This is a genomic window from Vibrio sp. STUT-A16, from assembly GCF_026000495.1.
Lineage (GTDB): Bacteria > Pseudomonadota > Gammaproteobacteria > Enterobacterales > Vibrionaceae > Vibrio > Vibrio diabolicus.
Window position 1 is genome coordinate 269,463 of sequence record NZ_AP026765.1, and the last position, 13,721, is coordinate 283,183.

Below are 13,721 nucleotides of genomic sequence, written 5' to 3' on the forward strand. Positions count from 1 at the left end.
ATGCTTCAACTGCTTTCAATTTGCTCAGTTTATTATCCACGAAGCTTGGCAAAAACACGCTGGAATGCGTACCTTATCTTTTGCCTCTGCCACGTTATCGAAGCTGCCGGGTATTACTTTTTACCACGTACTAAAGGCAGGTTCGCTTCGTTCCATGCAATCAAGCCGTTCTTCAGTAGGCTTACTTTTTCAAAGCCTGCTTTTACTAATAGGTTCGCGCTTTCTTGAGCGTTTTGCCCTGTCTTGCATACCACAATGATTGGGTCTGATTTGTGGTTTTCAAGGCTACCAAAGTTACCCGCTTTGATATCTGACGGTAAAATGTGAAGTGAGTCGGTGATATGACCTTTTTTGAACTCGTCCTTTGTGCGGATATCCACTACAACGCCGTTTTCACGGTTCATAAGATGAGTCAGTTGGTTTACGTTGATTTCTTTGTATGCGGCCGTCGCTGACTTCACGATGTTCATGATAAAGGCGACAAGAAGACCTACCCAAACCAAAGATAGAATCATGTTCTGTTGGAAAAATTCAATGTACTCTTGCATGTCTTGAGCTCTTACGCTGTTGGCGGAAAAATAAAGCAGGAGTATAGCGGGGTTAAGCCTCTTAGGCGAGAGGGTTAAAATTTTCTAACGAATAATTGAGATCTCTATAAACCCTTTATGTTATTGCCATCCGTGCCTTGGACTATGGTAGCTTGATTGTTTTTGCCTATTGGATTTATCGACTTAAGTGACTTTTGTTTTACCGAAAAAAGCGAACAATAGGAACTAACCAATCTTGTTCGATCATGCGTTAAATAAGCGCTGTTTCAGGTGCAAAAACAAGAATCAGAAGCGTAAGAAAACCGAACCTAGACTGGGGTGTACAAAGCGTATTAGGAATGACTATGCTTGTGGAACACGTTTGTCGGCACTGACTCGTTGTTCGCTTAACTTGTAAGATAGCAACAATAAATCGCAAACATTATTTGATCTTAACCTACAGTTTTGGTTAAAAAGTGTAGTAAAATTACGCTAGTTTTGTTTCAAGGTTAGATAGGGCAGCGAGGCCCTACGCCAAAAGTTACTTAAATTTGATGAGGTCATCACTATGTCAGCTAAGAAGCCACTGGCTCTAGTTATCCTTGACGGTTACGGTTACCGTGAAGACACAGCAAGTAACGCAATTGCGAATGCGAAAACACCAGTAATGGATGCTCTGATTGCGAATAACCCACACACTTTAATCTCTGCTTCAGGCATGGATGTTGGCCTTCCTGATGGTCAAATGGGTAACTCAGAAGTTGGTCACACTAACATTGGCGCAGGTCGCGTTGTATACCAAGATCTAACTCGTATCACTAAATCGATCGCTGACGGTGAGTTCGCTGAAACACCAGCGCTTGTTGAAGCAGTTGATGCTGCTGTTAAAGCAGAGAAAGCGGTACACATCATGGGTCTGATGTCTCCAGGTGGCGTACACTCTCATGAAGACCATATCTACGCAGCGGTTGAAATGGCAGCGGCTCGTGGCGCTGAGAAAATCTACCTACACTGTTTCCTAGACGGTCGTGACACGCCACCACGTAGTGCTGAAAACTCGCTACAACGTTTCCAAGATCTATTCGCGAAACTAGGTAAAGGTCGTGTTGCTTCTCTAGTAGGTCGCTACTACGCTATGGACCGTGACAACAACTGGGATCGCGTTCAAGTGGCTTACGATCTTCTGACTCAAGCGAAAGCTGAGTTTACAGCAGAAACCGCCGTTGCTGGTCTAGAAGCCGCTTACGCTCGTGAAGAGAACGATGAGTTCGTGAAAGCGACAACCATTAAAGCGGAAGGCGAAGAAGACGCAATCATGCAAGACGGTGATGCGGTTATCTTCATGAACTACCGTGCTGACCGTGCTCGTCAAATCACTCGCGCATTCGTGCCTGACTTTGATGGTTTTGAGCGTGCGGTATTCCCGGCAGTTAACTTCGTTATGTTGACTCAATACGCGGCAGATATCCCTCTAGCAATCGCATTCCCACCAGCGTCTCTAGAAAACACGTACGGTGAGTGGCTGTCTAAGCAAGGTCAAACTCAGCTACGTATCTCTGAAACAGAGAAATACGCACACGTGACTTTCTTCTTCAACGGCGGTGTTGAAAACGAATTTGAAGGCGAAGAGCGCCAGCTTGTTGCTTCTCCAAAAGTAGCCACTTACGACCTTCAGCCAGAAATGAGCTCCCCTGAGCTTACAGAGAAACTGGTTGCGGCGATCAAGTCTGGTAAGTTCGACACTATCATCTGTAACTACCCGAACGCAGATATGGTTGGTCACACTGGCGTTTACGAAGCAGCTGAGAAAGCAATCGAAGCGCTAGATGAAAGTGTTGGCAAAGTAGTTGAAGCAATCAAAGAAGTTGGCGGTCAGCTACTGATCACTGCGGACCACGGTAACGCAGAAATGATGGTTGACCCAGAAACGGGTGGTACTCACACAGCGCACACTAACCTACCGGTTCCTCTTATTTACGTAGGTGATAAAGCGGTTGAGTTCAAAGAAGGCGGAAAACTGTCTGACCTTGCACCAACCATGCTTTCTCTAGCAGGTCTAGAAATCCCAGCAGAAATGACGGGTGAAGTGCTAGTTAAATAATTAACTAACTGCTCAGAATGACAAAAGCCCGAGTTTAAACTCGGGCTTTTTTGTATCTGGCAATAAGGGCTGGTCTGTAAGGTTATTGAACCAAAATGCCAGCACCAATCACAGCTAGGGCTGCGCCCAACCATGCAAATCGGTTTGGTCGGCGTTTAGTGTAAATCCAGAGTAGCGGTAGCAACATAATTGGCGTGGTTGAAGATAGCAGTGCAACCATACCTACATTTCCTTCTTGCAGTGCGTATAAGATCAGCGTCATGCCGACGGCCATCGCCAAGAAACCGTTAAGCGCAGTAATACCAAATATTCGCCAAGTAATGTGTTGTGTCGAGCGAGCGATTTTGACCCCCAGAACTAACAACATGCTGTGGGCGAAAAATGCACTGATCATTCGAATAGCAGAAGCCGCAACGGGGTCAATGCTGGTTTGCATTACTGGCTTGGCGATGATGCCGCCCAATGCTTGGCACATTGCTGCGGTTAAGCCAAGTCCAATGCCCACCCAGATGTTACCTTTAATGTCTTCCAAGACGTTATTCACTTGGCCTCTTCGACCAAAGAATATCGCCATCACCACGCCGCTAAATACCAATGATGCGCCCAGTAGTTCTGTTGTGGTCATGACTTCACTAAATAAGAAGTAGCCCAAAATGGCCGAGAATACCGCATGGCAGGAAAACAGTAGTCCGGCTTGTCTTGGTCCCATACGATTCAAGCACGCAAACAGAGCGGTATCACCGATGAAAATTCCAATCAGACCCGACGCCATCATTGGCGTTACATGTTCCCAAGAAACCGTTAACCAGCCGCCAGTTATCCAGGCCATTGTTGATAAGATCACGGCCGTACAGCCCATGCGCCAGCGGCTGTAAGAAAAAGCGCCTAGGTGTTGTGCAGGAATGACAGAAATAAGGCTAGAAACTGCCCACAGAAAAGCGGCACATAAAGCAAGCCATTCGTAACCCATGATGTGTCGACGTCCTTGTAGAGTAGAGGAGTCTTAATATGCACGAAATTTAATGGATGTAAAAGCTGCTCTGTGAGGGCAATAGCTGGCGAACAGCTCCATGACAACAAGCTCTGTCACGGAGCTTATCGATTAAAACAGCACCAGAACTGCGCCATACACGATAAATAGACCAATCAAACCAAGAATCAGCCCCACTTTCGCCATGTCTTTGCTCTCGATTAGGCCTGTTGAATAAGCCAAAGAGTTTGGTGGCGTGGAAACCGGTAAGATCATGCCAAGTGATGCGGAGAATGCGACGACAACCAGTAAACCTTGTAGGCCACCAACCGCAATAAGGCTTGGCATGGATGTACCAATAGCGGCAGCAATAGGCATTAATAAGTTTGCCGTTGCGGTATTAGACATAAAGTTCGCCATTAACCAACATACTACCGATAGGGCAAAGACAACGGCAAATGGTGATAGTAAGCTGTAATCAATGGCGTGTGCCAATGCTTCGGCTAAACCCGTTTTGTCTAAGGCAATACCAATTGCGATACCACCAGCAACCAGCCATAGCACGTCCCAGTTAATCAGCTTGAGTTCTTCTTTTCCCATAATGCCCGTTAAGGTGAACACCGCAAGCGGGATAATCGCAACAACATACGTGTTCATGCCGTGCACTTTTGTCGTCATCCAAAGCACAATGGTTAGTGCAAAAGTGATGTAGACGACGATCGCGCGCCAGCTCTTTTTGAATGTACCATCCAGCTTTAGTTTCATTTCTGGTTCGCTGGACGGAAACAGCTTCTGCAACAAAAACCAAGCAACAGTGAGTTGTATCAGCACAAATGGTAGGCCCATTGTCATCCAAGATAGGAAGTCTATGGCGTTTTCTCCGGTGAGGTATTGGAGCGCTATTGCGTTAGGTGGCGTGCCTATCGGAGTTGCAATGCCGCCAGTATTCGCGGCAATTGGAATGCACAGCACCAGCGCTTTAATCCCTAGATCCCCTTTAGGTGCAGAAGCGACGATTGGACCGAGCAGCGCCAACATCATGACCGTCGTGGCAGTGTTGGACATGAACATTGAAAAAACGGCGGTAATGAGCATCAAACCCAGCATGATGAACTTAGGTTGTGTGCCGAATGGTTTTAGTAATACTCGGGCGAGATTGTTGTCGAGTTCGTATTTGGAAGCCGCGATGGCGAGGGCAAACCCACCCATAAAAAGAATAATGATCGGTGAAGAGAAGGCAGAGAAAATATCAGTGTAAGCAATTAACTCTCCTAAATCATGCCCCGCTGGTGGATTGCGAAATAGATGCAAACCTTTATCCGATATCATGATCAGTTCAAGAGCGATAATAAGAATGGACGTAGCAAAAACGGGTACCGGCTCAAGAACCCAAAGTAGGGCAGCAAGAAGAAAAATAGCCAACAGACGATGCTGAATTAAAGTAAGATCATCAATAGGAATAGCATCAATCGGCATCATCAAAACACCGAGCGGAATTAAAAAGCATACCAGCAATTTCGCCAGCGTGTTTACACTCATCTTTGGCATTGGCTGCCCCTCTAAATATTCATCCTAAGCGCAGGATAATTGATTGTGGAATGAAGGTCTTAGAGGCAGGTATGAGTTTGAGAAATAGAGGCTAAATTTTGAACGGAATTTTGCTTTTTATCAATAAAAAGAGCCCTTGAGAAAGGGCTCTTTTAACGGGGTTTTGTTTATTTTTTCAAGGCGTAAGGTGTGCCCATTACGGTTGGCTTACCGTTTTCCATGCTTGCGTCAAACTCAATCGCGTCTTTGGCAAATAGGTTAATAACAGTAGAGCCCAGTTTGAAGCGGCCCATCTCTTCGCCTTTTTTCAAGATCACGGCCTTGTCACCCTCAGCTGGGTAATCCCATTTGTAGACAGTATTGCCACGAGGCGGAGTGATCGTGCCAGCCCATACTTGCTCAATGCTACCTACGATGGTTGCGCCAACAAGCACTTGTGCCATAGGACCAAACTCAGTGTCAAAGATACACACCACACGCTCGTTACGTGCGAATAGATTTGGAACGTTTTCTGCCGTAAGTGGGTTTACCGAGAACAGGTCACCAGGCACGTAAATCATTTGGCGCAGTGTGCCGTCACACGGCATGTGTACACGATGGTAATCGCGCGGAGACAGGTACAGCGTGGCAAAAGATCCATCTTTAAATTCGTTTGCTAAATTCGCGTCACCGCCCAGCAGTTCTTGCGCTGAGAAGTGATGAGCTTTTGCTTGGATAAGTTGACCATCTTCAATAGGGCCAAATTGGCTAACACAAGCGTCGGCTGGGTGAGTGATGACGTTTTCGCCTTCAGAAATTGGGCGTGCGCCCTCTTTTAGCTCACGAACGAAAAACTCGTTGAACGTTTTAAAATGCTTAGGATCTGAGTGCTTCGCCTCATCCATGTTCACATTGTATTGTTTGATAAACCAACGAATAACTGCTGTTGTTAGACCGCCAGCTTTTGCTGAAGCCAGTTTACCCATTAGGCGAGTGAGGCCGTGTTGTGGGATCCAGTACTGCAGTCCAACTTTAAACTTGTCCATCTTTAATTCCGATACTTCTGTTAGATTCGCGCTTTAGGGCGCGTGATGTTACTGAAATTTAATTTGCTTGTCAGTATTAGGTGAAGACTTTTTACACAGTTACAGTCTTAACTTAATTACAGATCGGCTTTCTTATTGCGTGAATACTGACGGTTTGCTTTGTTTTCAACCATGCTTTCCAAAATGCGATGGTAGTTTTCAAAGCGAGTTTCGTTGATTTCCCCTTTCTCAACAGCTTCACGTAGAAGGCAGCCAGGGTCGTCATTGTGCTTACAATCTCGGAACTTACAACCGCCTAAGTATGGTCGGAATTCAACGAATGCTTTCGTTACTTCTTCTGCTTCCAAATGCCAAAGCCCAAATTCACGCACTCCAGGAGAGTCGATCAAGTCGCCACCCGTCGGAATATGATACAAGCGCGCTGCTGTCGTGGTGTGTTGGCCTAAACCAGAGTTCTCGGAAACTTCGCCTTCTTCCACTTCGCTCTCTAGTTCCGGCATTAACGCGTTGACTAAGCTGGATTTCCCTACGCCTGATTGACCAACAAAGATATTAATTCGGTCACGCAGCAGGGTTTCTAGTTCAGCAATGCCTTCTCCAGACTTCTTGCTGACCAGAAGCACTTTATAGCCAATACGTTCATATTCTTTGAGCCATTCTTCATACATTGCACGATCATCGGCTTCTAGAAGATCGACTTTGTTTAAGACCAGCAATGGTGCGATATTCAGTGTTTCTGATGCTACGAGGTAACGGTCAATAATATTCAGTGATAGCTCGGGCAGTACCGAGGAGACAATGACCATTTGATCAATATTGGCAGCTACGGGCTTTAGGCCATCGTAGTAATCTGGACGAGTGAGCACTGAAGAACGAGGTTCTACCGCTTCAACAACGCCAGAAATGCCAGCCATAGACTCCAAGCCTTCGCGCCATAAAACTCGATCGCCAGATACTAAAGATTCGATACCACGGCGAAGGTTACAGCGTTGAATCTCGCCTGTTTCAAGGTCTTCAATATCCGCGTGCTGGCCAAAACGAGTGATCACGAGACCTTGTTTGCTTGCGCCTAGCATGTTTTCATCCCACTGGATGGACTCTTCTTGCTTTTTTAAACGCTTTTGTTGGTTGCTGCGTACGCGTCGCACTTGACCTTTGGTTAACTTTTTCTTCTTTGCCACAATTCTGTACTTTATGTGAATTTACTCAAATGGTTGAGCCGTGCTCTTGGCTCTGCGTGAGTATCGTGTTTCCCGTATTTTGAGGTATAGTACCTCTTTTATCGATAAACAAATAGGCGGCGTAACCATGTCCTTTAGCGATCAAAACCTAATTTGGGTTGATTTAGAGATGACAGGGCTTGATCCTGAAACACACAAAATCATTGAAATTGCTTCTATTGTCACGGATAGCGAACTAAATATTTTAGCTGAAGGTCCAGTATTAGCGATTCATCAGCCGGAAGAAGAGCTAGCGAAAATGGACGATTGGTGCACCAATACGCATACGGCAAGCGGCTTGGTGGAACGCGTTCGCAACAGTAAAATCTCAGAACAAGATGCGGTCGCACAAACCATTGAATTCTTAGAAAAATGGGTGCCGAAAGGGGCGTCGCCAATATGTGGTAACAGCATTGGGCAGGATCGTCGCTTCTTGTACAAACACATGCCGGAATTAGAAGAGTTCTTTCATTACCGATATGTTGACGTCAGCACTCTTAAAGAATTGGCGCGTCGTTGGCAACCTGAAGTATTAAATGGGTTCACAAAACAGGGAACACATTTGGCCTTGGACGACATTCGCGAGTCGATTGCGGAACTTAAGTACTATCGTGGTACTATTTTCAAGATTTAACTGTTAAGGTTGCGATCCAAATTGTTGTAATTTATATCGCTTTTGATTGCTTTTTCATCGTTCAGTAAAAAAATAAAGTTTTTTTGAAGGAAGGACTTGCATCACAAAAAAATGCTCTTATAATTCGCAGCCCTAAACAGCGGAAACGTTGTTGATGCGACACTAGCTCAGTTGGTAGAGCGCAACCTTGCCAAGGTTGAGGTCACGAGTTCGAACCTCGTGTGTCGCTCCAGTTTCATAGTTCTCACGGTACTTAACGGTGACACAATACGGACGCGGGGTGGAGCAGCTTGGTAGCTCGTCGGGCTCATAACCCGAAGGTCGTCGGTTCAAATCCGGCCCCCGCAACCAAATTCTATTAATAGCGACTGCTGTTGATATGCGACACTAGCTCAGTTGGTAGAGCGCAACCTTGCCAAGGTTGAGGTCACGAGTTCGAACCTCGTGTGTCGCTCCAGTTTCATAGTTCTCACGGTACTTAACGGTGACACAATACGGACGCGGGGTGGAGCAGCTTGGTAGCTCGTCGGGCTCATAACCCGAAGGTCGTCGGTTCAAATCCGGCCCCCGCAACCAAATTCTATTAATAGCGACTGCTGTTGATATGCGACACTAGCTCAGTTGGTAGAGCGCAACCTTGCCAAGGTTGAGGTCACGAGTTCGAACCTCGTGTGTCGCTCCAGTTTCATAGTTCTCACGGTACTTAACGGTGACACAATACGGACGCGGGGTGGAGCAGCTTGGTAGCTCGTCGGGCTCATAACCCGAAGGTCGTCGGTTCAAATCCGGCCCCCGCAACCAAATTCTATTAATAGCGACTGCTGTTGATATGCGACACTAGCTCAGTTGGTAGAGCGCAACCTTGCCAAGGTTGAGGTCACGAGTTCGAACCTCGTGTGTCGCTCCAGTTTCATAGTTCTCACGGTACTTAACGGTGACACAATACGGACGCGGGGTGGAGCAGCTTGGTAGCTCGTCGGGCTCATAACCCGAAGGTCGTCGGTTCAAATCCGGCCCCCGCAACCAAATTCCATTAATAGCGACTGCTGTTAATATGCGACACTAGCTCAGTTGGTAGAGCGCAACCTTGCCAAGGTTGAGGTCACGAGTTCGAACCTCGTGTGTCGCTCCAATATATAGCCCTCATCGTGCTTAACGGTGACGAAATGCGACACTAGCTCAGTTGGTAGAGCGCAACCTTGCCAAGGTTGAGGTCACGAGTTCGAACCTCGTGTGTCGCTCCAATATATAGCCCTCATCGTGCTTAACGGTGACAAAAGCGACACTAGCTCAGTTGGTAGAGCGCAACCTTGCCAAGGTTGAGGTCACGAGTTCGAACCTCGTGTGTCGCTCCAGTTTCTTTTTTATAAATGAAAGCAAAGCCTTCATCATCAACAAAGATGAAGCACTCGGACGCGGGGTGGAGCAGCTTGGTAGCTCGTCGGGCTCATAACCCGAAGGTCGTCGGTTCAAATCCGGCCCCCGCAACCAAATACAAGACGATAGATTGAATGCTTATTTATTAGCACAATCCTAAATCGTCGACGGATGCGCCGCTTGATTCAATTCCTGCTTCTCGCAACCAATCACATCGCTCTTTTCATAATGCTGCGAAGCATGAATCCCCAAAAACTAAATTTTATCCGCATCATATGATGTCGGACGATTTCGTTTGTGTTTAAAACACGATATGAATCGGCTGGCGTACAAGCATGATGAGGTTCTGCATGTTTTATCTACTTTAATTAACAGAGTTATCCACATATGTCGTTCTGTGGATAAGTTAGTTGATAAAGTGTTTTTAGCTTGACTTTTTGCGATGGAGAAGAAAGATCTTTTCGCTGAAGGAAAGTCGAAATAATAGCGAAATATTGATTAAGTCTTTGTTAATTAAGAGAAAAATAAGTTTTTTGTCGGATCGGATACGTTAAAATACGATCATTAACTGGTATTTTTTTGATCCTAGTCATTTCTCCAAGCTGTGTTTAACTTTTTTCTGCTAGCTTGTTTTTCTTGAATCTCAAATTTTTTTCCACATTACAAAATTGAGAACAAGGTCATGAATTGAACATGTAAAAGTGCTTTCAATCTCTTGCATATAGACTACGCACTATGCGTCTCTTGGTAGCCCCTTCTCGACGATTCTTATTAAGCGCTGCTTTTTCGTCTCTGTAGATGCTTTATTCTCAATGGGGAGTTGATTCAGTTGCTCGGCCAAAGCCCATTTGATGTGTTCATCAAGTAATTTATTTTCACCTTGTCGACTTTCTAACGCATCAATGACTCGTTGATTGTATTCTGCATTACCAAGTGCGACAGCAATATTACGCAGCCACTGTATATGACCAATGCGACGAATAGCGGAGCCTTCCATATTTTTTAGAAAAGTCGCTTCATCCCAGTTAAACATGTCAACGAGATCCGGGTTTTTGAAACTATCGCGACGATGGAAATCACTCTGCTCCGTTATGTCGGCGTAGCGATTCCATGGGCAAACCAATTGGCAGTCATCACAGCCATAAATGCGGTTACCCATTGGCTTGCGAAACTCTTCAGGGATCACGCCATCGAACTCGATGGTGAGGTAAGAGATGCAGCGTCTAGCATCAACAACTTTGTCTTCAACGATGGCTTGTGTTGGGCATGAGGTAATGCATGCTTTGCATTTACCGCACTGATCAACGCTTGGCTCGTCAACGGGAAGTGGCAAGTCGATAAGTAACTCGCCTAAAAAGAACCACGAGCCACAGTCCTGATCTAAAATCAGGGAATGTTTCCCTGTCCAGCCTAAGCCTGCTTTTTGGGCGAGTGGCCGCTCCAATATTGGTGCGGAGTCGACGAAAGGTCGGTAACCATACTGACCAACTTCTTGTTCAATAAGTTTGCCAAGTTTATTCAGTTGTTTTCTGACGAGCTTGTGATAATCACGCCCTAATGCATAGCGACTAATATAGGCATGATTTTTATTCGCTAGGTTCGAAGCGAATTGTGCTTCTGGTGGTAGGTAGTCCATCCGAACGCTGATCACACGAACGGTTCCCGGGAGTAGCTCATTGGGTCTAGCTCGCATCATGCCGTGACGAGCCATCCAGTCCATTGAGCCGTGGTAGCCTGCATCGAGCCATTTTTGCAGTGCGGCTTCATGCTCACTCAGATCAACGTCGCAGATCCCAACTTTTTGGAAGCCGAGCTCTTTTCCCCAAATTTTGATTTGTTGTGCGAGTTGTTCGTAGTTCATGCTAACCACCGGAATAAAAGGGGGGCGGATCTTAACGGATCTCTGGCTTTGGTGCTACCCAGTTAGGGACGTTTTTGATGCTGTGAATACTGCTTATTGAAGTCATTTGCATATATTCTAAATCTAGGTCGATACTAAGGTGATTAAGATACCGTTCCTTGGATACTTTTTTCGCACATATGACATTTGAAAGCTTGTCTCTCAAAACCAACACGGTTTACTATTCCTGTTCTTTTGATTTTTATATAGTCAACGATCATTAGTTAGAGAAGCATCAATGAGCACGAAACAATTCAATTTAAAAGATGAGCACGAAACGGTTGCACTAGGTACCGCTCTGGCTCACCTTTGTTCGCAACAAACCACAATTTATCTGCATGGTGATTTGGGTGCAGGTAAAACAACCTTTAGTCGTGGTTTTGTCCGTGCTCTTGGCCATCAAGGTAACGTGAAAAGCCCAACTTATACTCTAGTCGAACCGTATCAGTTGGATCAGTGGCAAGTGTACCATTTCGATCTTTATCGTCTTGCGGATCCTGAAGAGCTTGAGTTCATGGGGATTCGAGATTACTTCACAGATGATGCAATTTGCTTGGTTGAATGGCCTGAAAAAGGGCATGGTTTGTTGCCACAACCGGATCTTGATGTGAACATTCGCTACCAAGGTGAGCAGCGTGTAGCCGAACTAACAGCTAATAATGATTATGGTGTGCAGTTACTCAGTCGATTGGAGCTATGTTGAGTTTTTCAAATTTTAGAGTAGTGGCGACGTTTGTCGCCACTTTTCTCCTTCTCATCCCCAATTTAGCATTTGCTAACGTCGTTAAGAGTTTTCGAGTTTGGCCTTCTCCTGATGAAACGCGTGTTGTCATCGATTTAGGCTCGGAAGCTGACTATTCCTATTTCTCTTTATCCGGACCGGATCGTCTTGTCGTGGATTTAAAAAGCACGACCATGCAGGCCAAACTGCCTGTTACTGTTACGGACAGCCCGGTTTTAAAGCTAGTTCGAAAAAGCTCTCCGCCAGAGAAGGGCACCTATCGTTTGGTGTTTGAACTGAAAAAGAGCGTTCAAGCGGAATTGTTTAAATTAAGCCCAACACCTGGCGGGCAATATGGTCACCGTTTGGTGATTGACCTGCCGCACGGTAAGAAAGCATCGACTTCAGCCTCTAAACCGAGCAAGCCAGCGGCGACCAGTAAAGACATGAGTTCAGTACAACGAGCTCAAGAAGTCTTGATCGTTATCGACCCTGGTCACGGTGGTGAAGATCCTGGCTCTATTGGCCCTTCACGCCGTAAGTATGAAAAAGATGCAGTATTAAGTATTTCACGAAAAATCGCCGCTCAGCTTGATGCTACGCCTGGGATTAAAACGCGTATGACACGTACCGGAGATTACTTTGTGAATCTAAACCGTCGTGTGGCTATTGCCCGTGAAAATGATGCGCACTTACTGATTTCCATTCACGCTGATGCGTTTACCTCACCGAAGCCTCGCGGAGGTTCGGTTTTCGTACTGAATACCCGTCGTGCAAATACTGAAATTGCTCGCTGGGTTGAGAACCATGAGAAACAATCTGAAATATTAGGTGGTTCGGGTAATGCGTTCTTCACTAAGACCAAAGATCGTAACGTGAACCAAACTTTGTTGGACTTGCAGTTTAGTCATTCACAAAAAGAAGGATATAAGCTGGCAACAGAAATCCTTGGTGAGATGGGGCGTGTTGCGCACCTGCATAACACCAAACCGATTAATACTAGCCTTGCTGTTTTACGCTCTCCGCAGATTCCGTCTGTATTAGTGGAAACGGGCTTTATTTCTAACCCAACAGAAGAGCGGTTGCTGTTTCAACGAGCGCACCAAGATAAGTTAGCTCAGGCGATCACCAAGGCGGTCGTTAAGTACTTAAAAGATAATCCACCAGAGGGTACGGTATTCTCGCCTTCAGCGAAGCCAATAGTGCATACCGTAAAACGTGGCGAGTCGTTATCGGTGATTGCGAATAAATATGGGCTTAGCTCTAAAGCGCTGATGTCGGCAAACAACTTGAAGTCGACTGGGTTGGCAATTGGTCAGAAGCTCAAAATCCCTTCTGCTGGCACGATTAAAGTGCCAAGTAAACCGATTACTGTTGAGACAGAAACCATTATTCACAAGGTTAAGTCAGGTGAGTTCTTAGGTAAGATCGCGAGTCACTATAAAGTGAAGGTTTCAGATATCCGCCGTGAGAACAACTTGAAGTCAGATACCTTGTGGGTAGGACAAAAGTTGAAGATAACAGTCGCTGTCAAAGATAAGCCGATCCGTAAGCACAAAGTTTCTCGAGGTGAATACCTTGGTAAAATAGCGTCCAAATACGGCGTCAGCGTTTCGAGCATTCGTAAAGCGAACAACTTACGCTCTGATCAGCTGGCGGTTGGGCAAGTTCTTATCATTCCAAACAAGTAGGTGAGCT

At 45.8% G+C, this 13,721-nt stretch carries 10 protein-coding genes and 12 tRNA genes; 16 read left to right on the plus strand and 6 right to left on the minus strand.

What is annotated here, in order from left to right; genetic code table 11:
• Positions 1 to 113: 113 nt before the first annotated feature.
• Entirely contained in the window at positions 114 to 548 is a 435-nt protein-coding gene (locus OO778_RS01250; protein WP_005395399.1) for a rhodanese-like domain-containing protein, read from the minus strand.
• A 547-nt stretch (positions 549 to 1,095) separates the two neighbouring features.
• Here OO778_RS01250 and gpmM point away from each other — a divergent pair.
• Positions 1,096 to 2,628, plus strand: a complete 1,533-nt coding sequence (gene gpmM, locus OO778_RS01255; RefSeq protein WP_264910594.1) for a 2,3-bisphosphoglycerate-independent phosphoglycerate mutase — start codon at positions 1,096 to 1,098, stop codon at positions 2,626 to 2,628.
• 82 nt (positions 2,629 to 2,710) lie between these two features.
• Here gpmM and OO778_RS01260 read toward each other — a convergent pair whose 3' ends face one another.
• The 4 genes from OO778_RS01260 to rsgA all read right to left on the minus strand — a co-directional run bounded on the left by OO778_RS01260 (position 2,711) and on the right by rsgA (position 7,352).
• Positions 2,711 to 3,598 carry a DMT family transporter gene (locus OO778_RS01260; RefSeq protein WP_264910596.1) on the minus strand — a complete coding sequence of 296 codons (888 nt, stop codon included), beginning with the start codon at positions 3,596 to 3,598 and terminating at the stop codon, positions 2,711 to 2,713.
• 132 nt (positions 3,599 to 3,730) lie between these two features.
• Positions 3,731 to 5,146, minus strand: coding sequence for an SLC13 family permease (locus OO778_RS01265; protein ID WP_012841332.1), 1,416 nt, complete (start codon positions 5,144 to 5,146; stop codon positions 3,731 to 3,733).
• Positions 5,147 to 5,313: 167 nt separating this feature from the next.
• Positions 5,314 to 6,171 (minus strand): archaetidylserine decarboxylase, encoded by an 858-nt coding sequence (asd, locus tag OO778_RS01270; RefSeq protein ID WP_264910598.1) that lies wholly within the window; start codon positions 6,169 to 6,171, stop codon positions 5,314 to 5,316.
• Between the two features lie 116 nt (positions 6,172 to 6,287).
• Positions 6,288 to 7,352: a small ribosomal subunit biogenesis GTPase RsgA gene (gene rsgA / locus OO778_RS01275; protein WP_005395388.1), complete on the minus strand. Its 1,065-nt coding sequence runs from the start codon at positions 7,350 to 7,352 to the stop codon at positions 6,288 to 6,290.
• Between the two features lie 127 nt (positions 7,353 to 7,479).
• Between rsgA and orn the strand changes: the two genes are divergently transcribed.
• The 13 genes from orn (at position 7,480) to OO778_RS01340 (ending at position 9,516) form a co-directional block, all read left to right on the plus strand.
• Positions 7,480 to 8,025 carry an oligoribonuclease gene (gene orn / locus OO778_RS01280; protein ID WP_005395387.1) on the plus strand — a complete coding sequence of 182 codons (546 nt, stop codon included), beginning with the start codon at positions 7,480 to 7,482 and terminating at the stop codon, positions 8,023 to 8,025.
• A gap of 156 nt (positions 8,026 to 8,181) precedes the next feature.
• Positions 8,182 to 8,257 (plus strand) — tRNA-Gly (locus OO778_RS01285).
• Between the two features lie 42 nt (positions 8,258 to 8,299).
• Positions 8,300 to 8,376, plus strand: a tRNA-Met gene (locus tag OO778_RS01290).
• A 30-nt stretch (positions 8,377 to 8,406) separates the two neighbouring features.
• A tRNA-Gly gene (locus OO778_RS01295) sits at positions 8,407 to 8,482 on the plus strand.
• A 42-nt stretch (positions 8,483 to 8,524) separates the two neighbouring features.
• Positions 8,525 to 8,601, plus strand: a tRNA-Met gene (locus OO778_RS01300).
• Between the two features lie 30 nt (positions 8,602 to 8,631).
• Positions 8,632 to 8,707: transfer RNA gene (locus tag OO778_RS01305), tRNA-Gly, on the plus strand.
• Positions 8,708 to 8,749: 42 nt separating this feature from the next.
• Positions 8,750 to 8,826, plus strand: a tRNA-Met gene (locus tag OO778_RS01310).
• A gap of 30 nt (positions 8,827 to 8,856) precedes the next feature.
• Positions 8,857 to 8,932: transfer RNA gene (locus tag OO778_RS01315), tRNA-Gly, on the plus strand.
• A 42-nt stretch (positions 8,933 to 8,974) separates the two neighbouring features.
• Positions 8,975 to 9,051 (plus strand) — tRNA-Met (locus tag OO778_RS01320).
• 30 nt (positions 9,052 to 9,081) lie between these two features.
• A tRNA-Gly gene (locus tag OO778_RS01325) sits at positions 9,082 to 9,157 on the plus strand.
• Positions 9,158 to 9,193: 36 nt separating this feature from the next.
• Positions 9,194 to 9,269: transfer RNA gene (locus OO778_RS01330), tRNA-Gly, on the plus strand.
• A gap of 35 nt (positions 9,270 to 9,304) precedes the next feature.
• Positions 9,305 to 9,380, plus strand: a tRNA-Gly gene (locus tag OO778_RS01335).
• A 59-nt stretch (positions 9,381 to 9,439) separates the two neighbouring features.
• A tRNA-Met gene (locus OO778_RS01340) sits at positions 9,440 to 9,516 on the plus strand.
• A 619-nt stretch (positions 9,517 to 10,135) separates the two neighbouring features.
• Here OO778_RS01340 and queG read toward each other — a convergent pair.
• Positions 10,136 to 11,263: a tRNA epoxyqueuosine(34) reductase QueG gene (gene queG, locus OO778_RS01345; RefSeq protein ID WP_264910601.1), complete on the minus strand. Its 1,128-nt coding sequence runs from the start codon at positions 11,261 to 11,263 to the stop codon at positions 10,136 to 10,138.
• Between the two features lie 277 nt (positions 11,264 to 11,540).
• Here queG and tsaE point away from each other — a divergent pair, with 277 nt between their 5' ends.
• Positions 11,541 to 12,005 carry a tRNA (adenosine(37)-N6)-threonylcarbamoyltransferase complex ATPase subunit type 1 TsaE gene (tsaE, locus tag OO778_RS01350; protein WP_005395381.1) on the plus strand — a complete coding sequence of 155 codons (465 nt, stop codon included), beginning with the start codon at positions 11,541 to 11,543 and terminating at the stop codon, positions 12,003 to 12,005.
• Entirely contained in the window at positions 11,999 to 13,714 is a 1,716-nt protein-coding gene (locus tag OO778_RS01355; protein WP_005395379.1) for a LysM peptidoglycan-binding domain-containing protein, read from the plus strand. The genes tsaE and OO778_RS01355 overlap by 7 nt, the downstream gene beginning before the upstream one ends.
• Positions 13,715 to 13,721 lie beyond the last annotated feature (7 nt).